Consider the following 24542-nt stretch of genomic DNA (forward strand, 5'->3'; position numbering starts at 1 on the left):
ACAACACAGTGTAAGGGGTTTAGTTGGTTTGATGTGTAAGTTCACTCGTGTTTTTATCTAGTTTCTCATATTGTACATTTATCCGAATTAAAATCACTACGTTTTCTGTTTTAAATTTAATTGGGTACTCGATCAGGTCAAGCATTCGAATAAGGAGAAAACGAACGCTAATTAGGGATAAGTTATCTCGACAAATAAGGTCATTGAGAGGCATCAGATACAAAATGTACAAACGCAAATGATGACGTAAGTGATTAGAGTAAAATGATGTCATATTAAATTATTTACAAGTAGTTAAAATTATGTGTTTATTAGATTATGAAATATAGGAAGCTTAAAAACAGAAGATATTGAGGTATTAGAATACTTTTATCAAAACAGCTCAATAGTACCATTAGAAAACGTTGTCAATACCACCTTAAGGTATAGAGCAAGATTTTTATGCTTCAACTTTTGTGTCCGATGTACAAAGAATAATAGAAAAGTAATGTGAACCTTGATTTGGAAATTAAAAAGAGGATTAGAAAACACAACTATTAAATTAATTACAATCGAGTGTATGAAGGACCTATAGTACCCATTACACCTAAATATGGAAGTTATGTCCTGAGAAAATCAAAACAAGGAGGTAAAAACAAAGGTCAAACTTCAAAAATCGTTAATCAAAAAATAATTAAGTCTTGCATCATTGCACTCATTAGAAATCGATGTACTCCTTAATATATTATGACATCTAATATGTCAATCCGTTAAGATTGTCAGTCAAAGTAAAATGTCAAAATGTCAGATGTATTTCCGCCATTTTAACAAAAACTGACAATTTATTAGAGGGTTTTCTGTTGGCACAATGATTGCTTTAGTGTCAGCAAGTTATTAAAACGAGTATATAATAAAATTAAATATATTAAAAATGGGTAAAATAATCGGAATTGATTTAGGTACTACAAACTCTTGTGTTTCTGTAATGGAAGGTAATGAAGCTGTTGTAATTCCTAATGCAGAAGGAAAAAGAACAACACCATCTATCATCGCTTTTGTTGAAGGTGGAGAAATTAAAGTAGGGGATCCTGCAAAAAGACAAGCAGTAACTAATCCAACTAAGACTATTGCTTCTATCAAACGTTTTATGGGACAATCTTTTGCTGAAACTACAGAAGAAGCAAAAAGAGTTCCTTATTCAGTAGTAAAAGGAGACAACAATACGCCACGTGTTGATATTGATGGTCGTTTATACTCTGCTCAAGAATTGTCAGCAATGACTCTTCAAAAAATGAAAAAAACTGCTGAAGACTATTTAGGTCAAACAGTTACAGAAGCGGTTATTACTGTTCCTGCTTACTTTAACGATGCACAACGTCAAGCTACAAAAGAAGCTGGTGAAATTGCAGGTCTTAAAGTTATGCGTATCATCAATGAGCCAACTGCTGCGGCATTAGCTTACGGATTGGACAAAAAAGGAATCGATCAAAAAATCGCTGTTTACGATTTAGGTGGAGGTACTTTTGATATCTCTGTTCTTGAATTAGGAGACGGAGTTTTTGAAGTATTATCTACAAACGGAGATACTCACTTAGGTGGTGATGATTTTGACCAAGTTATTATTGACTGGTTAGCTGACGAATTTAATGCTGAAGAAGGTATTGATTTACGTCTTGACCCAATGTCATTACAACGTATCAAAGAAGCTGCTGAAAAAGCTAAAATTGAATTATCTGCTTCTGCTGAAACAGAAATCAACTTACCATATGTTACGGCTACTGCTTCAGGACCAAAACACTTAGTAAAAAAATTATCTCGTGCTAAATTTGAGCAATTAGCGGATTCATTAGTAAAACGTTCTATGGCTCCTGTAGCAAGAGCGTTGAAAGATGCAGGTTTATCTACATCTGATATTGACGAAGTTATCTTGGTTGGAGGTTCTACTCGTATCCCAAGAATTGTTGAAGAAGTTGAAAAATTCTTCGGTAAAAAAGCATCTAAAGGAGTTAACCCTGATGAAGTTGTTGCAATTGGAGCAGCTATTCAAGGTGGAGTTCTTTCTGGAGATGTAAAAGATGTATTGTTACTTGACGTTACACCTTTATCTTTAGGTATCGAAACTATGGGTGGAATTATGACTATCTTAATCGAAGCTAATACTACTATCCCAACTAAAAAATCTCAAGTTTTCTCTACAGCTGCAGATTCTCAACCAACTGTTGAACTACACGTTCTTCAAGGTGCTAGAGCAATGGCTGCTGATAACAAAACTATCGGACGTTTCAACTTAGACGGTATTCCACCAGCACCAAGAGGAGTTCCTCAAATCGAGGTTTCTTTTGATATTGATGCAAATGGTATCATCAAAGTTTCTGCTACTGACAAAGGAACAGGAAAATCTCATGACATCCGTATCGAAGCTTCTTCTGGATTAACATCTGAAGAAATCGAAAGAATGAAACAAGATGCTGAAGCTAACGCTGAGTCTGACAAAATCGCTAGATCTAGAGCTGAGAAATTAAACGAAGCTGATTCTATGATCTTCCAAACTGAAACTCAGTTGAAAGAACTTGGAGCTAAATTAACAGATGACAATAAAGTTGCTGTTGAGTACGCTTTGACTGAATTGAGAATGGCTCACCAATCTCAAGACGTTCCAGCTATTCAAACTGCACTTGATAACATCAACGCAGCTTGGAAAAAAGCAACTGAAGCAATGTATGCTGAAGGAGAACAAGCGCAAGGTGGTGCACAACCACAAGCGGAAGCTCAAGGAGACAACGTTGAAGACGTTGAATTCGAAGAAGTAAAATAATACAAGTAGAGACGCGATTTATCGCGTCTCACTATTTTTATATCAAAACCGAACTAGCAATAGTTCGGTTTTTTTATGCCCAAAAGTGAAAGAATGTATAAAACATGATTTATCTCATAGTCTGATTTTTATTTTGAAATTACCTTTGAATCGAAATTTTTAATTCGAAGGCGATGGCGTGATGCAATTGCGTGAAGGATAGAAGTGGAGCTCTTTTTTATCCGCCGCGGCGGATAAAAAAAGCGGGAACGGATAGCCTGACCCGCTCCCGACCCTTCGGGATTTTGCGGGGCGCGCCCAAATTTTTGAAACAATAGATTGCTTATGTGTTATTCTTTTATCGGGTACTGATTTACGCTCAATTTTTAATAAACTTTTTTGTAATATTACTGTAAATATAATTTTTGATGCGAAAGTTAAAACACAAAAACAGACATAAAACACATGCCAATCCGCTAGAATATACGGGGCTGCACAAGCGTTTTGAGTCCGCTTTGCAATTATTTGTGTATGATGATAAAGGTTTTAAGGAGGATTCAGATTGTACAGTAGAAGATTTTAAGAAAATTGATTTAACCAAAAATAATTGGCTCAATCTCCATGGTTTGAATGATGCGGACTTGATGGAACGTATTGGAGATTTTTTTAAAATTGATCCTTTTATCCTTTCGGATATTGTAAATACCAACAGGAGAACCAAACATGAGGAGTTTGAAAACACCTTGTTCTTCAATATCAAATCGCTTTTGCCAACCGAAGGAACAGACAATATACATGTAGAACAAATCAGTTTTTTGTTAAAAAAAGGCGTTTTGATTTCGTTTCAAGAAAAAAAGAGTGATTTTTTCACACACATTCGAGAGCGAATTCGTGCCCATACAGGGATTGTTAGGGAAAAGAAGACTGATTACTTGCTTTATTTGCTGCTAGATGCGATTATGGAGAATTTTTACATCACAATCGAAAATGAAGAGGATAAGATTGAAGAGTTGATTGTGTTATCCAAATCGAGTTCCAATCCAGATATTTTAATTCGAATTGAAAAACACCGAGACAATTTTAATTTATTGAAACGTTCGATTGTGCCTTTAAGGGATTCGTTGTTGGCGATTAAAAACTTGAAAGACAACGAATATTTTGTAATGATAGAAAATGATTCTTTTCATTATTTTTCGCGTTTGAGTCAAAAAAGTATCGAGCTTTTGGAACAAATCGAGTCGGATATGGGAATTCTAGAAAGTGCTTCTAATTTCTTTTTTTCGTCCCAATCACATAAGATGAATGAGATCATGAAGACCTTAACGGTGATTTCGGCTATCTTTATTCCGCTTACTTTTATTGTTGGGGTTTATGGGATGAATTTTGACAATATGCCTGAATTGAAATATAATAACGGTTATTATACAATTATTGGGGTGATGGTCTTGATTGGTTTGATGATGGTTTTCTATTTCAAGAAAAGAAAGTGGTTTTGATTTAATTTAGATAAAAAATATAAAAATGAGTAAAGCAATTTATGTAGCGACCAGTGAATTTAATAGTGGAAAATCTATTATCACTTTGGGATTGATGAGTATGCTGATGGGGAAAACGGCAAAAGTTGGCTATTTTAGACCTATTATCGAAGATTTTGAAGACGGAAAGCTGGACAATCACATAGAAACGGTTCTTTCTCATTTTAATTTAGACATCGCTTTTGAAGACGCTTATGCCTTTACCAAAAGCAAATTAATCAAGAAGAAAAATCAAGGAAAAATAGGAGAGGTTTTGGATATAATTATCGAAAAATTCAAATGTCTTGAAGAAAAGTATGATTTTGTTTTGGTAGAAGGGACGAGCTTTAGTGGCGAAGGAACTGCAATCGAAATGGATTTGAATGTCTTGATTGCCAAAAACCTTGGTATTCCAGCTATTATTGTAAGCAGTGGAGTAGGGAAAACCTTGGACGAATTTGTAGATAGTCTGTATCTAGCCTACGATTCCTTCAAAGTGAAAGACGTTGAGGTATTAGCGGTGGTTGCCAATAAAGTACAACCCGAGAACTTAGAATTGGCCGTTAATGGATTGAAAGCAATTTTACCCAAAGACGTTTTGGTAAATTCTTTTCCGTTGATATCTAGTTTGAAAAATCCTTCTATGCGAGAGATTATCGAAGAATTGAATGCAACCGTTTTGTTTGGTCACGACTATTTGAATAATGAAGTGGGAACATTTAGCGTAGGCGCTATGCAACTGCATAACTATTTGCGTCACCTAAAAGATAAAGGATTGGTGATTACTCCTGGAGATAGAGCCGATATTATTATGGGAGCCTTACAAGCCAACGAATCGGCGAATTATCCTTCTATATCGGGAATTATTTTGACAGGAAATATTGTTCCAGAAGATAGTATTATGAAGTTGATCGAAGGGTTAACAAGTATTGTTCCGATTATTGCGGTTGAGGAAGGTACTTATATGATTACCAATAAAATCGGAAATATAAATTCTAAGATTTATGCCGATAACGCCAATAAAATTGAAACTTCTATCAATACTTTTGAAAAGTATTTTGATGTAGACGCATTAGCCAGTAAACTGAGTGCATTTGAAGTCGAAGGTATGACTCCAAAAATGTTCCAATACAACTTGGTGAAACGTGCGAAGCAGCATCGTAAACATATTGTTTTGCCCGAAGGAAGTGACGACCGTATTATTTTAGCTGCTTCGAGATTATTGGCTATGGACGTTGTAGACATTTCGATTATTGGGAACAAAAAACAAATAGAGCAAAAAGTAAATGAGTTAGGAATCGATTTTGATTTCGATAAAATAAAAATCATAAACCCGATTGAATCGGAATATTACGAGGATTATGCCAATACGTATTATGAATTGCGAAAAGCCAAAAATGTGACTTTGGCCATGGCAAAGGATTTACTGGTAGATGTGTCTTATTTTGGAACCATGATGGTGTACAAAGGACATGCAGACGGAATGGTTTCTGGTGCGGCACATACTACACAGCACACTATTTTACCTGCTTTGCAATTCATTAAAACCAAACCAGAATCCTCTGTGGTTTCATCTGTGTTTTTTATGTGCTTGGAAGACAGAGTTTCGGTTTTTGGAGATTGTGCTATTAACCCAAATCCAACGGCAGAACAATTGGCCGAAATCGCTATTTCGTCAGCAGATACGAGTTTGGCTTTTGGGATTGAACCTAAAGTGGCAATGTTATCCTATTCTTCTGGTTCCTCTGGAAAAGGAGACGAAGTGGATAAAGTGCGTAAAGCAACCGAAATTGTACGTGCCAAACGTCCCGATTTGAAAATCGAAGGCCCTATCCAATACGATGCAGCGGTGGATAAAACAGTAGGATTAAGCAAAATGCCAAATTCGGAGGTAGCAGGACAAGCCAGCGTGCTTATTTTTCCTGATTTGAATACCGGAAACAATACGTATAAAGCCGTTCAAAGAGAAACTGGAGCTTTAGCAATTGGTCCTATGTTGCAAGGATTAAACAAACCAGTAAACGATTTGAGTCGTGGTTGTACCGTTGATGATATCATCAATACGGTTGTGATTACGGCAATTCAAGCACAGGGACTTTAGGGAAAAGTTTAATCGTTTAAATGTTTAGAGTTTAAAAGGTTTGAAAATTGTCATCGTATTTAGTATAAATAAAAAAACTTAGATTCTTAGCAACTCAGAAGCTCAGCATCTCAAAAATTAAAAAAATGAAAATAGTAATCATCAATTCAGGGAGTTCGTCTATCAAATACCAATTAATGACTATGCCCGAAAGAGCGGTTGTTTGTTCGGGAATGATTGATAGAATCGGGTTAGAAACTTCAAATTTCACTTATAAAACAGATAGTCATACCATTGAAGAAGTGGTGCCAATTGCGAATCATAAAATAGGACTAGAGAAAATAGCTCAATTATTATTGGATGATAAAGTGGGAGTAATCAAGTCTAAAGATGAAATTGACGCTGTAGGGCATCGTGTAGTTCACGGTGGTGCAATTTTTACTAAAACTGTTGAAGTTACTGAGGAAGTAAAGAAAGAGATTGATGAACTGTCGCAACTCGCGCCTTTGCATAATCCTGCCCATTTGGAAGGAATTGTAGTGGCAGAAGAAATTTTTTCAAACGCCAAACAAGTAGTTGTTTTTGATACCGCTTTTCATCAAACGATTCCTGAAGTGGCGTATAAATATGCGATTCCGAATGAATTATTAGAAAAAAATAAAATCAGAACCTATGGTTTTCATGGAACTAGTCATAAATACGTATCGGAGAAAGCTATTGCCTATTTAGAAAATCATTCCAAAATAATCTGTATCCATTTGGGGAACGGTTGCAGTATTACCGCTATCAAAGACGGGAAAAGTTTTGATCACAGTATGGGTTTTTCGCCTTCAAACGGTTTGATTATGGGAACGCGTGCAGGTGATATTGACCAATCGGTTATTTTCTATTTGGTAAAAACTTTGGGTTATACTATGGACGAGGTGAGTTCTTTATTATTGAAAAAAAGTGGTATGCTTGGTCTTACCGGTTATAGTGATTTGAGAGATATTGAAGAACACGCTGGTAACGGAAATAAAGATTGTCAGCTGGCATTGGATATGAATGTGTACCGAATTCAGAAATATATTGGCGCCTACACCGCTGCTATGAACGGTTTGGATGCCATTGTATTTACGGCTGGAATAGGGGAGAACTCGTCTTATATTCGTAAATCGGTTTGTGCTAATATGGATTTCTTTGGGTTGACATTGGATGATGCCAAAAACGATTTGCGTTCCAAGGATATAAGAGAAATCAACACAGTTGATTCTAAAACTAAAATCTTGGTGATTCCGACCAATGAGGAGTTGGAGATTGCTAATCAGGTGTATGAGTTGTTGTAAAAGTTCCGCAAAAGGGTTTTTACCATATAAGTCATTTAAGTTTTTTATTGTGATTTTTTGAACCATATAAGAAATAGAAGTTCATATAAGTTTAGTACGCTTAAAAGCGCCCAACTATGTGCAATTTAATACAATTTTATCATTGAATTTACAGTTTTGCATTTTGTCAAATCGAGGAGTAATTTTTATTCTAAAAAAAGCAATATAAAATGACGTTATTTGAATGTTAGCACTTCTAATTCCCCTCTTGAGAGGGGTTAGGGGTGTGTTTTTTAAGTATTTGTAAATCAGGCATTTAAAGCAAAACGTCATAGGTAGCGAAGTCGAGATTATTTACTGCTATTATTTTTGCGAATAAATTCACAAAGGAAAGCCGATTAGTCTGTCATCCTGAAAGGATCCAAGCAAGCTGATACAAAGTAGTTCTGCAAAATAAAAGGAATCGAAGTTGAGTAAAATCAATTTTGGTTCCTTTTTTGGTTTCAAAGGAATTGGTTTTGGAGATAGGTATTTTAATTTTTATCGAATAGTCCTTGATTACGGATTTGCCCCTGATGGTAGCGGCAGCCCTGACTGAAAAAAGACTATTTTTTACGGGAAATGCAGAGCGACCAGAGGAAGCTCCTGCAATGACCTAGTAAAAAAAGGATTTTGAGGGAAGGCTATAGCGGACAGCAGGATGAGGCACAAAAAAAAGCGAAAACTATTAATTTTCGCCTTGCTGTTATATGATTTTTTTGATGACTCTCAATTTATGGGTGTGTCTGTTGGTTTCGGGATTGTAGATGCCAAGGTGGTCTAGGCGGTCGATACGTATTTTTCCGCTGGCGTGAATGATGTAATTATCGGCCATAATGATACCAACGTGGGTGATGTTTCCTTCTTCATTATCAAAAAATGCCAAATCTCCTGGTTCACTTTCTTCGATAAAACTGAGTGGTTCGCCTTGTGCTGCTTGCTGTGAGGCATCGCGAAGTAGTTTATAACCATTGAGTTTGTACACCATTTGAGTGAAGCCCGAGCAATCGACTCCAAAAGGCGTTTTTCCGCCCCAAAGATAAGGTGCGTTTAAATATAAGTACGCTGTATTGATGAGGTTCGTTTTATTCTTGATACCGTTGACTTTGGTTCCCTCGAATTCAAAATTACTGATGTTGATTTCGCTATTATATATAAAAGAAAGCGAAGCCCCTAACGGAATAGGAATCAACAAATTGGTAGGCGTGGTGATATATTCAATCAAATCGGCATTGAGAATGATGGTGTCATTGGACAGCTGATTGTAATTGGCTTCGGAAATAAGTTGGCATTGTTTGGAGTCAATCCAGCCTTCGTATCCATCATATTGCAATTGGATGCGATACCATTGTTTGAGTTGTTCCAAAACTTTGAAATGTTCTCCAAAGAGTACTTGTGAAACGATTTCAGATCGATCCGACGGTTCAAACCGAAGGGGGATTATAGCCAGATTGCAAATTCCGAACATGTATTGTATTTTATGAGTTGAGGTCTAAATCTTATTGTAATTTGTAAATATGACTTAGCACTGATTTATTATTTATGCTTTTTCGATCACCACTGCCGATGCACCACCACCACCGTTACAAATGGCTGCGGCACCTATCTTGCTTTTGTTTTGTTCTAAAACATTAATCAAAGTCACCAGAATTCGCGCTCCTGAACAACCTAAAGGGTGGCCAAGGGAAACTGCTCCTCCATTTATGTTGATTTTGTTGGTGTCTATATTTAGAATCTTTGCGTTTGCCAAACCTACTACGGCAAAGGCTTCGTTGAGTTCAAAATAATCTACTTGATTCAGATTGATTCCTGCTTTGGCTAGGGCTTTAGGCAAGGCTTTGGAAGGACTAGTAGTAAACCATTTAGACTCTTGTGCAGCGTCAGCATAACTTTTTATATATGCTAAAGGTTTTATACCTAAACTGATGGCTTTTTCTTCACTCATCAAGACTAAAGCGGCAGCTCCGTCATTGATAGTAGAAGCGTTTGCAGCTGTTACAGTTCCATCTGGGGTAAAAACAGCTCTTAACGAGGGAATTTTTTCCAGCATTACATTGGTGAACTCTTCGTCTTTACTAATGATAATCGGATCTCCTTTGCGCTGTTTTACGGCTACAGGAACAATTTCGTTTTCGAATTTTCCGTTTGCCCATGCGTTTGCAGAGCGAGTATATGATTCGATTGCGTAGGCATCTTGTTCTTCACGAGATATTTTATATTCTGTTGCGCATAAATCGGCACAAACACCCATGGCTTGATTGTCATAAGCGTCGGTAAGGCCATCTTTCTGCATTCCGTCAACGAGTGTGGCTGGTCCAAATTTAGTTCCGCTACGCAAATGCATGTAATGTGGAATCATACTCATGTTTTCCATACCACCTGCCACAACAATTTCGGCATCACCACAAGCAATGGCTTGAGAGGCAAACATCACGGCTTTCATCCCGGATGCGCATACTTTATTCACGGTGGTACAAGGTACTGTATCAGGTAGCCCTGCTAGTATTGCGGCTTGTCGTGCGGGTGCTTGACCTGCACCAGCTTGAACCACTTGTCCCATATAAACTTCATCTATCAAAGATGGGTCTAACTGTATTTTGTCTAAAGCACCCTTGATGGCAATAGCACCGAGTTCTGGTGCAGGAATAGAGGAGAGACCTCCCATAAAACTTCCTATTGGAGTTCTGACTGCAGAAACAATGACTATTTTTGGGCTCATACTGGTTGATTATTGGGTTAGCTAAGCAAATTTACTATTTTTTAGACAATTTTTTGATTTTGATTTCACGATTGTACTAATAACAAATTAATTTAGGTATAATAAAATTTCTATATGTTTGATTGTTAATGTGTTTTGAATTATTATGAAAAAACTATAAAAAAAAGTGCTAAAATAGTTGTGAGTAACGGTCTGATGTCCTAAATTTGCAACCGCAAAACGAGACAAGTTTCTCTGAGCTTAGGAGGGGTGCCAGAGTGGTAATGGAGCAGTTTGCTAAACTGTCATCGGGTAACCGGTGCCAGGGTTCGAGTCCCTGTCCCTCCGCATAATTTTAAAATTTAGATTTTAAAATTTGTTTATTGAAAAAATGTTACGGGGTGTAGCGTAGCTCGGTTATCGCGCCTGCTTTGGGAGCAGGAGGCCGCAGGTTCGAATCCTGCCACCCCGACCAAAAAACTTTTTCCATTTAAGTTTTAAAAGATAAATGGAGGCATAGCTCAGCTGGATAGAGCACCTGCCTTCTAAGCAGGCGGTCGAAGGTTCGAATCCTTCTGCCTTCACTTTGAAAATAAAGCCTTTACATAAATGTAAGGGCTTTTTTTATGCCTTGTAACGAACATTTGACGAACATTATAGTCAAATGAAGTAAATAATTCTCCGCTTATTGTTCCCTATTTTTGATAAATAAAAAATTAAAATTATGGGAATAAACCAAATTACTACTGGATGGAAAAAACGGTCAAGTTGATTACCACTTTCCAGTTCAAACTGACCACCAAATTTCGGGGTAAATTGATTATTAAAAACTACGGACTTTTTCATGTTGTTAGAACCATACATTCGTTAAAAAAAAAACACGGATTATGGAAAAAAAAATAACAGACATGAGTAAAATTAGAAAAGTAATTAAATCTATTATGAAGGAAAGAGTAAGTTATTCATAAGTAGCCAGTCAATATACTTATGCTTCTATGAGCCAACAAAAAGAATATTTCGTCACTTCTGTAGAAAATGCTATGCGTTTTTCCGAAGGCGCTCCAGCGGCAATTGTTCCTGATAATTTAAAATCTGCAGTGATAAAAAACAGTCGTTTTTAATCCACAATTAATGAAACCTTAGCTGATTTAGCCGACATTATTAAATTACAATCTTGCCTGGAAGAGCCTATAAATCCAAGGATAAGTCGTTAGTTGAAGGAGTTGTTAAGATATTATACAGAAGGATTTATGTCGGTCTAAAAGAAACTTAATTCTTTTCTCTGGAAGAATTAAATCAGCAGATATGGGATTTATTAGACACCCATAATAGTCTAAAACTCTCGGGACGTCCATATTCTCGCTTGGAAGTATTTTTAGAAGATGAAAAAGAAAAACTGCGCCCACTGCCACAAGAACGCTTTGAAATCAAATACCAATCCTTTGCTACTATCATGCAAAATGGGCATGTTCAATTAAGACAAGACAAAAATTATTACAGTGTTCCGTATCAATATGTAAAGAAAAAAAGCGAAACTATTGTATACCAAATTAACGGTAGAGATCTATTACAAATACAATCGGTTAGCCATTCATCCAAGTAATTACAAACCGTATGTTTATAACAAAATCCCAGGGCATTTAGCCGGTACGCATAAATTTATAGCCCCGTGGAGCGTTGCTCACTTCATTGATTGAGCTAGTAGTATTGATGAGTCCGTTGGAGAATATATTTTGCAAATAATCGAAAGCAGAAACCACCCTGAGTAGGATTATAAAAGTTGTTTAGGAATACTAAACTTCGAAAAAAGGTTGGTAAGCTGCGATTAATAAATGCCTGTAAACGGGCACTTGATTTTAAAATTTAGAATTTTAAGACTATACAAAACATCTTAGAAAATAACTTAGACCATATTGATTTTGAGTAAGAACAAGTAATCATGAATGTATCCACAGTAACAAAAATGAAACAAATGAAGCTTTTTGGCATGCATAATGCTTTTAAAACGGCCATTGAAAGCGGAAAAACAGACCATTACACACTTGATCAATTTGTATAGATGCTAATTGATGCCGAATGGGATGAAAGGCACAATCAACGTATTGCTCGCAGTATCACCAACGCTCGATTCCATTACAAATCAAATATTGAAAGTATCAATTTTAACCAGACTCGTAATCTGGATCGAAAGACCATACTACGTCTTTCAGAATGTGAATTTGTAGAAAAAATGAAAACATTTTAATCACAGGAAGCACTGGTCTCTGCAAAATTTATTTAGGCACCGCATTAGGTTATCAAGCCTGTGTACAAGGCTTTAAAGTAAGTTATTTTAAGACTTCGAAGTTGTTTGCTAAATTAAAAATGGCCAAAGCAGATGATTCTTATCTGCGAGAATTGGCTAAAACAGAAAGAAAAGACGTTATTATACTGGACGATTTTGGACTCCAGGCATTAGATAGTCACAATCGAATTACTCTTTTAGAAATCATTGAAGACAGGCATAACAGTGGTTCTATTATTGTAACATCCCAAATCCCAGCGCTAGGTTGGTGTGACATCATTGGAGAGAAAACCATAGCTGATGCAATTTTGGATAGGTTAATACATCAATCTCACCGAATCGAACTCCATGGAGAATCTATGAGAAAGAAAAAAAGCATAAACAAGGGATAATATTTGAATACTAATTAACAATACAGAAATATAGAACACCAGTATTGATGGGCTATAGCGTTTGAAGGTACAGTCGAGGTACAGCTTTTTTTAGGCCTGCTATATTGAGCTACAGAAATTAGCATGGTCAAAAATAAGGATTTTTTTGGTGTTTTTTTTATATTTATTTAACAATCTCACGAAGAAAGAATAGTATTACTTTTTTTCAATATTTGAATTTTATTTAATTGTATTATTGAAACATAAAATTAATTTTCACCATTTAAATATAATTTTAGTGTAATCAATTATCTATCAAATTAATTTTGTTGTATTTGTAATTATAATCTTTCTAGGTAAATTAATTTCATGGGCCCTTGGATAAGGTTCCCGATCAGTGCCACTAATATCTTCTTTAATATTTTGTTGTGTTCTTAACTGATGGTCTATGGCATCCGAATACCTAGGATCATTTACAAATGGCATTTTTGCCATTTTTAGAATTGTCAAAGTTGGAAAATGATAATCCACCTCAACAGTACCCAATAATAAATAACATCCACCACCTTGAAAAGGAAATTGAAGCAAATTATCAGGAAAATGAGTAGTATCAAAATAATTGCCTTCATAATCAATCCAAGTACCAAAATACATTGTTCCTCTTACTGTGGGAACTTGCTTTCTGGAAATCAAATAGCCCAACATCCGAACTTGCTTCTTATGATGTAAGCTTAATTGATTAGACATAACATCCCCACGGTAAGGGGTTTGTAACAAATCAAAAACTGAATGGGAGGTGGGAAAATCTAGAAGATCAATTTCATCAAAAGCATCTTCAAAACGAGAACGTTCCAAAGTGGGTAATTTGTATTCTTTAACAGATTCTTGCAACAGCAACATTTGATTTTCTATTGCGGAGGAATTGAATAACAAACTCGCAAGAATGAGCAACTGATTTTTAGTTTTGCCAGTTTCTCGAAAAGCACCAATAAAAATTAAGAGTTTCAAACTTTCTATACCAATGGTTACTCGATTGCAAAAATCATCTAAAGAATTATATTGTCCATTAAGCTCACGTTCTTTAACAATTGCTTCAGCTAGCTTTGAAGGCAAACCTTGTAAAAGCATAAAACCTAAATAAATAGTTGTACCATACAAGTTGGTTTTAAATTCACTTTTATTCACGCATGGATTATTAACGATTGCACCCGCCATCCGTGCTTCGTGTACATACACTTCAGTTCGATAAAAGCCACCTTGATTATTGATAACAGCAACCATAAACTCAATAGGATAATAGACTTTCAAATACAAACTCTGATAACTTTCCACGGCATAGGAAGCAGAGTGTGCTTTGCAAAAAGAATAACCTGCAAAAGACTCTATTTGTCGATATATTTCTTGACTTAGTGCATCAGGATGACCTTGTTTCAAGCAACTTGCAAAAAAGTGATCCTTCACTTTTTGTAAAGCAGCCAACGAACGACCTTTGCCACTCATTGCTCTGCGTAAAATATCTCCATCGGCAGCAGGTAAACCACCATAATGCAACGCAATTTTAATCACATCCTCTTGATAAACCATTATACCATAGGTTTCTCCTAATTGTTCTTCAAATACTTTGTGAAAATACTCAAATTGAGTAGGATGATTGTGCCTAAAAATATACTCTTTCATCATTCCAGACTTAGCAACACCAGGACGAATAATCGAGGAAGCTGCAACCAATGTTTTGTAATTATCACATTTTAATCGACGTAACAAACCACGCATAGCAGGACTCTCAATATAAAAGCAACCAATAGTTTTTCCTTGCGATAAAAACGAATTCGCTTTCAGCTCATTCTTTGAAATTCTTGTATCTCTAATATTGATTTGAATCCCTCTGTTTTTAGCAACCAATTTCACAGTTTCATCAATATGCCCAATCCCACGTTGACTCAGTATATCGAACTTTTCAAAACCTATTGATTCCGCTACGTGCATATCAAAAAGCACAATCGGAAAACCTTTGGGAGGCATTTCCAAAGGAGTATAATTGGTAATGGGTTCTTCAGAAATGATAATACCACAGGAATGCATACTGCGTTGGTTGGGATATTTTTCCAATAACATTCCATACTCTTGCACCATTTTTACAACGCTATTGGTTTGCTGCAACCGCATTGGATTTTTAGCCAAATGATCCAATTCATCTTTAGGTAATCCAAATACTTTGCCAACTTCTCGAAAAATAGAACGGTACTTAAATTCTACATTTGTACCACAAAAAGCTACATTTTCATATCCATAACGATTGAATATGTATTCTAAAATAATATCCCGTTCTTGCCAACTCCAGTCAATATCAAAATCAGGTGGACTCTTTCTGTTTTCATTCAAAAAACGTTCAAAATACAAATCCAATTCTATGGGGCAAATGTCAGTAATTCCCAAGCAATAAGCTATAATCGAATTAGCTCCACTCCCTCTTCCGATATGCAAAAAACCACGACTGTTACTATATCTAATAATATCCCATGTAATTAAAAAATATCCACTGAATTGTAATTCATCAATGACTTTAAGTTCTTTATAAACTCGTGCCAAAGCAGCTTCATTGTTATTTCCATACCGCCATTGCATTCCTTGATGGGCTAGGGTAGTCAGCAAAGCTATATCACTCTCTTTTGAATTGGTATAATACTTTTTATTTTTGGGAGTGTCAAAATTAAACTGAAAATCACAACTATCAATAATTGCTTTTGTATTGGCAATCAATTTCGGATATTCTTTATATACAGCCAACAAACGTTCCTCTGAAACCATTACTTCAGTTGAAGTGGCTATATCAGAAATTTGCAGTTTTGATAACAAAATATTATTATCAATGGCTCTTAGAATTTTATGCAATTGGTATTCTTGTTTGGTTCGAAAAGTAACGGGTTGCAGGATCATTAGTTTTTTAAAATCACCTTTATAACCGAAAAGTTTTGTTACTTCTTCAGGACGAATTCCAATATATTCATTTGATTTTAATATGGCGGGAGCGTTTTTAAAATCATAAATGATTGTAACAAATTCAAATTCAGGTGCTATTTTCGGTAGAGCGATTTCTTTAAAATTATGATGCGTCAAAAACCGATTCATTTCAGCTAAACCTTTTGTATTTTGTGCCAGCCCAATATACCGAAAATCGTTACCACATCGAAAATCAATCCCTACCAAAGGTTTAATGTTTACATTTTTACATTCAGATATAAAATCATAAATTCCTGTTACGGTATTAATATCAGTCAAAGCCATTGCAGTTATTCCGCAATGAACTGCTTTATCAATTAGATCGTCCAAGGGAATTGTACCGTAACGCAAGGAGTGAAAAGAATGGCAGTTGAGATACATATCTTAGGATTTACGTTTTAAAATTGAATCCTTATTATTGGGTTTCATTGAAGCTCCACCACAGCGCATTACCGCATCAAAGCCGTAGCGACTTTTCATTTTATCCATAGCAGCATAAAGTGAAAACATTTCTTGTGTATCCTCAAATAAGTCAATTTGATACGTGCCACGAACCAATCCAGTAAACCGAATACCCACTAAGCGCAAGCGCATTCTGCGTTGATAGAGCAAATCAAATAAACCCAATACTTTTTGAGTGAGTAAATGGTCAGCGGAGGTATAGGCTATTTTACATTGTTTGGTTTCCGTATCAAAATTAGCATAGCGTATTTTTACTACCACAGTTGATGTTAACCATTCTTCAGAGCGTAATTGGAAGGCTAGTTTTTCTACCATCCCTGAAAGAACTGATTTGAGTTGTATAATATCAATAGTATCTTGTATAAAAGTATGTTCGCTTGAAATTGCTTTGCGTTCTGTGTAAGGTTCCACAGGATTATTATCAATTCCATTGGCTTTTTTCCAAATATCCACCCCATTTTTTCCAATCATTCGTTGCAAAACTTCGGCTGGCATTTCTGAAAGTGTTTTTATAGTTCTTATACCTATTCGAGACAACAACTGAAAAGTAACATCGCCAACCATTGGTATTTTCTGTATAGATAAGGGATTCAAAAAAGAGCGAACTTTATCTTCTGGAATATCCAAATGTCCTTTGGGTTTTCCTTCTCCAGTTCCAATTTTAGAAACCGTTTTATTGATGGACAAAGCAAAGCTAATGGGTAATCCAGTTTCTTGAAGTACACGTTGAGCCAATTCATTTGTCCATTGATAGCAACCATAAAATCGATCCATTCCAGTAATATCTAAATAGAATTCATCAATACTGGCTTTCTCCACAATAGGTGCTTTTTCTTGTATCACTTCAGTAACCAAATGTGACAATTGCGAATAGCGTTCCATATCGCCTTTAATAACTTTTGCCTGAGGACAAAGTTTTAGTGCCATAGAAGTTGGCATTGCCGAACGAACACCAAAGCGTCGAGCTTCATAGGAACAAGAGGAAACTACTCCACGGTCACCACCACCGATAATTAAAGGAATGCCTTCCAATTGTGAATTATTCAACCGTTCACAAGAAACAAAAAATGTATCCAAATCCATATGTACAATTGAGCGTATCATTTTACTTAATTTTGAATCAACAAAATTAGCACAGATAATAACAATTTGTATTATATTTGTTGTTACAAATTATAACAATATAGCTATGTCATTATTTTCTGACAATATTAAAGCCTTGAGAGCGAAGCATAAAACCTCACAAGAAAAGGTAGCCGAAAGACTTATGATTACAAGAGGTCGTTATGTAAAATATGAAGATGGAACTTCAGAAGCGCCTTATGATATATTGAAGAAAATAGCCCAATACTACCAAATCAGTATTGATTTATTATTGTCTGTTGACATTCGAAAAATTGAAATCGAAGATCTATTAAAATTAGAAAACAATCGGTTGGTTTTACCCATTCAAGTTGATCAAATAGGAGAAAACCAAATCGAATTGGTTACTCAAAAAGTGAAAGCAGGCTACCTCAATGGCTATGCCGATCCAGAATACATTGAGCAACTACAACAAATTTCACTTCCCTTTCTCGGAAACGGTAAATACCGTGGTTTTCCCGTTGAAGGGGATTCTATGCCTCCACACCAAGATGGAGACATAATCGTAGGAAGATATTTGGAACAGCTTGGACAAGTTTTAGGTGACAAAACCTATATTATTATTACACGATCAGAGGGAATGGTGTACAAAAGACTGAACAAAAACAAAGAAGATTCCTTAATGGTTTCATCAGATAATTATTTCTATCCACCCTATGAAATCCGTGCATCTGATATTCTTGAAATATGGGAATACCAGTGTAGTATTGGTCGTAGCGATAAAAAAAATGAGGTATTGGAAAACGTCAATATCAAAAATATGTTTGTAGAAATAAAAAATGAAATAAAGGATTTAAAAAACAGTATCAAATTGTAAAAATATAAACGTAACACTTTCAACTGCCAATAAAGAAATCAAAAAGCAAGAATACGTAATAGTAGATATCGAAACAACAGGTGGCAATGTGACAAACAGCCGTATTACTGAAATTGCCATTGTAATTCACGATCTTGAAAAATAATTGACCGTTGGGAATCATTGGTAAACCCACAAAAGAGCATACCCCAAGCTATTTTTACTCTAACAGGTATTGTCAGTGAAATGGTACAAAACGCTCCCGTTTTCCAACTCATTTCCAACAAAGTATTTGGAGTTGTTGGAATCTAGAACAGCGCTATTTATTTAAATTATGAGCCGATTATAAGTTTTAATCGGCTCATGATTTATTTGAACTGTAGCATAATTATCAAGAGTTCATAAACCTTGTATTCATAAAGTTTTTTCCAAAAAAAGCATATTGTTTTCGATTACAAGTCAAATGCTTTAAAATGTAAATAGGTAGTATAAAAACGTGATAGTAGGGTAGTTATCTTTCATCTCCAACTAGTTCCTTTCAATCAACAAATGCTCCTGCATCAAAAAACCAACTTCTTTGCGGTTTCCCGTATTAAAAACCTTAAATTTTTCAATATCTTAGCAAAGTGTATTTCTTACATACAAATAAGATGGATAAAAAAAGTTTATCAGAAAGAGACATTTGCACTAAGTTTATTACTCCTGCATTAGTAAGTGCGGGCTGGGATTTACAAAAGCAAATACTTGAAGAAGTGTTTTTTACAGATGGAAAAATCTACGTGAGAGGTAAATTAACCTCTCGTGGAGAACGCAAACGTGCAGATTACATATTGTACTATCAAGACAATCCTATTGCGGTAATTGAAGCCAAAGATAACAAACATTCTATACGGTCTGGAATACAACAGGCTTTGAGCTACGCAACTATTCTCGATATTCCATGTGTTTTCAGTAGCAATGGTGATGGTTTTTTATTCCATGATCGTACGGTTTCCGATGCTAGTATTGAAACAGAATTATCATTAGATGAATTTCCTTCGCCTGAAGTGCTATGGCAGAAATACAAACAATACAAAGGCATTGTAACGCCAATAGGCGAAACAATAGCTTTACAAAAATACTTCTCAGACGGTTCTGGTAGAAAACCAAGATATTACCAACAAATAGCAATCAATAGGACGGTTGAAGCTATTGCCAATGGTCAAAATAGAATCATTTTGGTTATGGCTACGGGTACGGGGAAAACCTATACCGCATTTCAGATTATTTATCGATTATGGAAGTCAAGAGCCAAAAAAAGAATCTTATTCCTTGCTGATAGAACTGCTTTAATTGACCAAACTCGAAAAGGTGACTTTAAGCATTTTAAGGATAAAATGACGGTGATCAAGAAGAAAGTTATCAGTCACAATAATGGAAAAGAAGAGTTAGTTAGCAATCAAAAACGAGGAATCGATACTTCGGACAAAGCGTATGAAGTATTCTTAGGATTATATCAAGGGTTAACTAATAATGAACCAGGCATTGAAGATGCTTACAAGGATTTTTCTCCTGACTTTTTTGATTTGATTGTAATTGATGAGTGCCACAGAGGAAGTTCAAAAGACGATAGTGCTTGGAGAGAAATTTTAACGTATTTTAATCAAGCCACTCACATTGGTTTGACCGCCACTCCAAAAGAAACTAAGGAAAGCAGCAACACCGAATATTTTGGCGAAGCTGTTTATACCTATACATTAAAGCAAGGAATTGATGATGGGTTTTTAGCCCCATACAAAGTGATTCGTGTGGCTTTGAATGTAGATACCGAAGGTTATCGACCTGAACAAGGAAAGACTGATAAAGAAGGAAATGAAATAGAAGACCGCATTTACAATCGGAAAGATTTTGATAGAACTCTAGTAATTGACGAGCGAACTGATGTAATTGCTCAAAAAGTAACCGAATATTTAAGAGGACTAGACCGTTTTGCCAAAACCATCATTTTCTGTTCGGATATTGACCATGCTGAAAGAATGCGCAATGCCATAGCGAGACACAATGCCGATTTGGTTGCCGAAAATTACAAATATGTAATGCAAATTACAGGTGATAATGAAGAAGGAAAACGAGAATTAGACAATTTCATTAATCCCGAAGAAAAATATCCTGTTATTGCTACCACTTCGGAGTTAATGACTACGGGAGTTGATGCGCAAACGTGTAAAGTAATTGTGTTGGATGCCAATATCAATTCCATGACCAAGTTCAAGCAAATAGTGGGGCGTGGAACTCGTATCAATGAAGAGTTCAACAAACTCTATTTTACAATTTTAGATTTTCGAAATGCAACCGATAATTTTGCTGACCCTGCTTTTGATGGTGATCCAATTGTGGTTAAACCAACTACTGAAGGCACCGATTTGGAAAATATAATTGATGACGAAGAAATCAATCCTGATCCTATTATTGATGAACTTACAGGCGAAGAAATTATAATCGAAAAACCTGAAGTAAGAGAACCCAGTTCAGATGGAGAATATAAAAAACGTGTAAAGCAATACGTTAATGGTGTAGATGTTTCAGTACTAGTAAGCAGAGAGTTATATTTTGATTCGAATGGAAAACCCATTACAGTAAGCTTGAAGGATTACACCAAAGAAATAATCAAAGGTAAGTACGCTTCACTCGATGACTTTCTTTTGATTTGGAACGAAGCTGATAAGAAACAAGCTATCATTCAGGAATTGCAAGAACAAGGAGTAATGGTGGAAGCTTTGTATGATGCCGTTGATAGGGAATTAGACTTATTTGATTTGATTTGCCATGTAGCATTTGACCAACAACCATTGACTCGAAAAGACAGAGCCAATAACGTTAAAAAGCGAAATTACTTTACCAAATACGAGGAACAGGCTAGAAAAGTATTAGAGACCTTATTGGATAAATATGCTGATGAAGGGGTAGAAAATATCGAAAATATTGATGTTTTGCGAGTGAAACCTTTTGATGCTTTCGGCTCTCCAATAGAGATTATTAGCCATTTTGGAAACAAGGAGCACTATCTTGAAGCTATCCGAGATTTAGAAATAGAATTGTATAAAGAAGCTTAGTTATGTGTCTTGTATCTGATAAAATTAAATTTTGTACTTGTACTATTGGTGATGTTGAACCACCACGTTTAAAAGCTTTGATTGAAGAAGTATTAAAAATTAGCCCCAATCTTTCTGCCTCCATTATTCATTCAAAAATAGGAGATGTTGCGATTGCTGATGTTAGAAAGTGTATTTTCAAAATGGTAAAAGATGAAGTGTTAGATTTTAGTGGAGCAAATAAAAACCGTGTTTATTATTTGGCAAAAAAAAGATAAATGAAAGATAAATGATTTTCTAAAAAACAACAATCACTTATAAATAAAGACTTTAGCACACTCTTGTACTATAGATAAAAAAACAAAAAAAAGATATTTTGTTGATAATTATAGCAAATCGGATATTGGTAAAAAAAAATTAAATTAAACCAAAACAACAAAAATGTATTGATATATAAGGCTTTATATCAAATTATTGAATTATAATAAACACCACAATAAAATAAAATGAGCAACATTTCAGGAATATTAAAATCCATCCAAAATATCATGTGGCAAGACACTGGACTAAACGGTGATGCGCAGCGCATAGAACAACTAGGCTGGATGCTCTTTCTTAAAATATTTAGTGACAAAGACAAAGAATTAGAACTAATGGATGATGATTATAACTCACCCATTCCAGATCTTTTTCATTGGGAGAATAAAAAAGGCAATTGGGCAGGTGATGACGAAGGCATGACGGGTGACGAATTGCTAGAATTTGTAGACCGCCAACTCTTTCCGGCTTTGCGTAATATTGATGTGAGTACGGGCAACCGTCGTGCACTCATTGTACGTGAGGTTTTTGAGGGGAATAACAATTACATGAAAAGCGGCATCAACATTCGTAAGGTGTTGAATAAACTAAACGAAATCGATTTTAATATTGCCAAAGACCGCCACGCTTTTGGTGAATTGTACGAAGCTATTCTAAAAGGATTGCAAAGTGCGGGTAAAAGTGGGGAATTCTACACACCAAGAGCCATTACGAGTTTTATTACCGAAATGATCGATCCACAATTGGGCGAAAAAATTCTGGATCCCGCTTGTGGAACGGGTGGGTATTTGACCTGTGCTATCGAACATTTAAAAAAGCAAGCCAACAGTGTAGAAGAGCGCAAAAGCATTGCCGAGAATGTAATGGGGTGGGAATACAAACCTTTGCCGTATTTATTGGCTACCACCAATTTGATTTTGCACGATATGGAAGTGCCTAACATTCGTTTTGGGGATGCACTAGACCAACCGCTGTCTAACTTTACCGAAAAACACCGTGTCAACGCTATCTTGGCCAACCCACCTTTTGGAGGGATTGTAGCCAATAATAACGAAACCAACTTTCCGCAGAATTTTAGAACCAAAGAAAGCGCCGATTTGTTCCTGATTATGATGATTCATTTATTGAAACAAGACGGTCGTGCAGGTATCGTTTTACCTGATGGTTCACTTACGGGCGATGGGGTAAAGCAGCGTGTACGACAAAAACTATTAGAAGATTGTAATTTACACACCATTATTCGTTTGCCTAACTCGGTTTTTCAACCCTATGCAACAGTAGCGACCAATTTATTGTTTTTTACCAAAGGAACACCTACCAAAGAAGTTTGGTATTACGAACACCGCTTGCCTGAAGGACAAAAAGCGTACAACAAAACAAAACCGATTCAAGCTAAAGAATTCAACCCGATTAAAAAATGGTGGAACAACCGTGAGGAAAGTGATATTGCTTGGAAAGTTGACATACAAACCATCATAGACCGCAATTATGATTTGGATATAAAAAATCCAACCAAAGCTGAGGAAGCACACGAATACAACAGTGCCGAATTGATGGAAATGCTACATGTTTCTTTCGAAAAAAGTAATGGATTATTGAACCAATTAAAACAAGCGGTGAAATGATAGAACCACAGTTTTCGGAAATTATAACCTTAATAAAAACGGCTCGATACAATGCATTTAAAGCGGTAAATACCGAGCTTATTAATTTGTACTGGGAAATTGGAAAATACATCACCACCCGAACACAAAATGAAGGTTGGGGAAAAGCCACTGTACAACAACTAGCGCAATTTATCCAAACACAAGAACCTGAATTAAAAGGATTTTCGGATAAAAACTTGTGGCGAATGAAGCAGTTTTACGAAACTTATAATGATTCTCCAAAACTCGCCACACTGTGGCGAGTTTTAAGCTGGAGTCATAATAGATTGATTTTTCCTCTAAAAACAGCAGAAGAAAGAGAATTTTACCTGCAATTATCATACAACGAAAAATATACAGTAAGGGAACTCGAAAGACAAATTAATAGCTCCTATTTTGAGCGCACTATATTAAGTAATGAAAAACTCTCAACAGTGTTGAGAGTTTTACCAAATCAAGAACTCTCAGCACTGCCGAGAGTTTTGCCCAATGAAATAGAAAACATCTTCAAAGAGAACTATGTTTTAGAGTTTTTGAACCTACCCGAATTGCATTCTGAGAAAGATTTACAAAAGCAACTCATCTTGCAAATGAAACAGTTTTTGCTCGAATTGGGCAAAGATTTTTTGTTTGTGGACGAAGAATTTCGTTTGCAAGTAGGAAACAAAGATTATCGAACTGATTTGTTGTTTTACCACCGAAACCTACAATGTTTAGTCGCTTTTGAGTTAAAAACCACCGATTTTGAACCCGAACACTTGGGTAAACTCAACTTTTACCTCGAAGCATTAGACCGTGATGTCAAGAAAGAACACGAAAATCCAAGCATTGGTATTTTGCTATGCAAAGGCAAAGACAACGAAGTGGTAGAATATGCCCTTAGCCGAAACCTTTCGCCAACAATGATTAGCGAATACACCATAAAACTACCCAACAAAAAACTATTACAAGACAAACTACACGAATTTTATGAACGCATTGAACAAAGTAAGGATGAAGAATAGTAGTGTAATTTTGTTGAATTTGATAATACAAGAAGTGAA

The 24542-nt window shown here is 35.7% G+C and carries 15 protein-coding genes, 3 tRNA genes and 1 pseudogene; 15 read left to right on the top strand and 4 right to left on the bottom strand.

What is annotated here, in order from left to right; all coding sequences use genetic code 11:
- The first annotated feature begins 910 nt into the window (after nucleotides 1-910).
- The 4 genes from dnaK (at nucleotide 911) to ABZP37_RS11795 (ending at nucleotide 7692) form a co-directional block, all read left to right on the top strand.
- Nucleotides 911-2794, top strand: coding sequence for a molecular chaperone DnaK (dnaK, locus tag ABZP37_RS11780; protein ID WP_366183237.1), 1884 nt, complete (start codon nucleotides 911-913; stop codon nucleotides 2792-2794).
- 407 nt (nucleotides 2795-3201) lie between these two features.
- On the top strand, nucleotides 3202-4269 hold the full coding sequence (corA, locus tag ABZP37_RS11785) for a magnesium/cobalt transporter CorA (RefSeq protein WP_366183239.1): 1068 nt from the start codon (nucleotides 3202-3204) through the stop codon (nucleotides 4267-4269).
- Between the two features lie 25 nt (nucleotides 4270-4294).
- Nucleotides 4295-6388: a phosphate acetyltransferase gene (gene pta, locus ABZP37_RS11790; RefSeq protein ID WP_366183241.1), complete on the top strand. Its 2094-nt coding sequence runs from the start codon at nucleotides 4295-4297 to the stop codon at nucleotides 6386-6388.
- Nucleotides 6389-6513: 125 nt separating this feature from the next.
- Nucleotides 6514-7692, top strand: coding sequence for an acetate kinase (locus ABZP37_RS11795; protein WP_366183243.1), 1179 nt, complete (start codon nucleotides 6514-6516; stop codon nucleotides 7690-7692).
- A 724-nt stretch (nucleotides 7693-8416) separates the two neighbouring features.
- On the opposite strand, the gene ABZP37_RS11800 is transcribed toward ABZP37_RS11795, so the two are convergent.
- A complete protein-coding gene (locus tag ABZP37_RS11800; RefSeq protein WP_366183245.1) occupies nucleotides 8417-9178 on the bottom strand; it encodes a C40 family peptidase in 762 nt (253 codons plus the stop codon).
- Between the two features lie 72 nt (nucleotides 9179-9250).
- Entirely contained in the window at nucleotides 9251-10429 is a 1179-nt protein-coding gene (locus ABZP37_RS11805; RefSeq protein ID WP_366183246.1) for an acetyl-CoA C-acyltransferase, read from the bottom strand.
- 243 nt (nucleotides 10430-10672) lie between these two features.
- On the opposite strand from ABZP37_RS11805, the gene ABZP37_RS11810 reads away from it, so the two are divergent.
- From ABZP37_RS11810 to istB, 6 genes and pseudogenes are all read left to right on the top strand, one after another.
- A tRNA-Ser gene (locus ABZP37_RS11810) sits at nucleotides 10673-10756 on the top strand.
- 49 nt (nucleotides 10757-10805) lie between these two features.
- A tRNA-Pro gene (locus ABZP37_RS11815) sits at nucleotides 10806-10883 on the top strand.
- Between the two features lie 35 nt (nucleotides 10884-10918).
- Nucleotides 10919-10992, top strand: a tRNA-Arg gene (locus tag ABZP37_RS11820).
- A 411-nt stretch (nucleotides 10993-11403) separates the two neighbouring features.
- Nucleotides 11404-11529, top strand: coding sequence for a hypothetical protein (locus ABZP37_RS11825; RefSeq protein ID WP_366183247.1), 126 nt, complete (start codon nucleotides 11404-11406; stop codon nucleotides 11527-11529).
- 242 nt (nucleotides 11530-11771) lie between these two features.
- Nucleotides 11772-12011 (top strand): hypothetical protein, encoded by a 240-nt coding sequence (locus tag ABZP37_RS11830; protein WP_366183249.1) that lies wholly within the window; start codon nucleotides 11772-11774, stop codon nucleotides 12009-12011.
- Nucleotides 12012-12467: 456 nt separating this feature from the next.
- A pseudogene (istB, locus tag ABZP37_RS11835) lies at nucleotides 12468-13084 on the top strand (IS21-like element helper ATPase IstB).
- 294 nt (nucleotides 13085-13378) lie between these two features.
- Here istB and dnaE read toward each other — a convergent pair.
- A complete protein-coding gene (dnaE, locus tag ABZP37_RS11840) occupies nucleotides 13379-16444 on the bottom strand; it encodes a DNA polymerase III subunit alpha (protein ID WP_366183250.1) in 3066 nt (1021 codons plus the stop codon).
- A gap of 3 nt (nucleotides 16445-16447) precedes the next feature.
- A complete protein-coding gene (gene dinB / locus ABZP37_RS11845; RefSeq protein WP_366183252.1) occupies nucleotides 16448-17629 on the bottom strand; it encodes a DNA polymerase IV in 1182 nt (393 codons plus the stop codon).
- An 85-nt stretch (nucleotides 17630-17714) separates the two neighbouring features.
- Here dinB and ABZP37_RS11850 point away from each other — a divergent pair, with 85 nt between their 5' ends.
- The 5 genes from ABZP37_RS11850 to ABZP37_RS11870 all read left to right on the top strand — a co-directional run bounded on the left by ABZP37_RS11850 (nucleotide 17715) and on the right by ABZP37_RS11870 (nucleotide 24503).
- On the top strand, nucleotides 17715-18485 hold the full coding sequence (locus tag ABZP37_RS11850) for a helix-turn-helix domain-containing protein (protein WP_366183254.1): 771 nt from the start codon (nucleotides 17715-17717) through the stop codon (nucleotides 18483-18485).
- Between the two features lie 629 nt (nucleotides 18486-19114).
- Nucleotides 19115-21556 (top strand): EcoAI/FtnUII family type I restriction enzme subunit R, encoded by a 2442-nt coding sequence (gene hsdR / locus ABZP37_RS11855; RefSeq protein ID WP_366183256.1) that lies wholly within the window; start codon nucleotides 19115-19117, stop codon nucleotides 21554-21556.
- A 2-nt stretch (nucleotides 21557-21558) separates the two neighbouring features.
- Entirely contained in the window at nucleotides 21559-21813 is a 255-nt protein-coding gene (locus tag ABZP37_RS11860) for a hypothetical protein (RefSeq protein ID WP_366183258.1), read from the top strand.
- A gap of 228 nt (nucleotides 21814-22041) precedes the next feature.
- Entirely contained in the window at nucleotides 22042-23478 is a 1437-nt protein-coding gene (locus tag ABZP37_RS11865) for an N-6 DNA methylase (protein ID WP_366183259.1), read from the top strand.
- Nucleotides 23478-24503, top strand: a complete 1026-nt coding sequence (locus tag ABZP37_RS11870) for a PDDEXK nuclease domain-containing protein (RefSeq protein WP_366187533.1) — start codon at nucleotides 23478-23480, stop codon at nucleotides 24501-24503. The genes ABZP37_RS11865 and ABZP37_RS11870 overlap by 1 nt, the downstream gene beginning before the upstream one ends.
- Nucleotides 24504-24542 lie beyond the last annotated feature (39 nt).

This window comes from Flavobacterium ovatum, from assembly GCF_040703125.1.
In the GTDB taxonomy this organism is placed as follows: Bacteria; Bacteroidota; Bacteroidia; order Flavobacteriales; family Flavobacteriaceae; genus Flavobacterium; species Flavobacterium ovatum.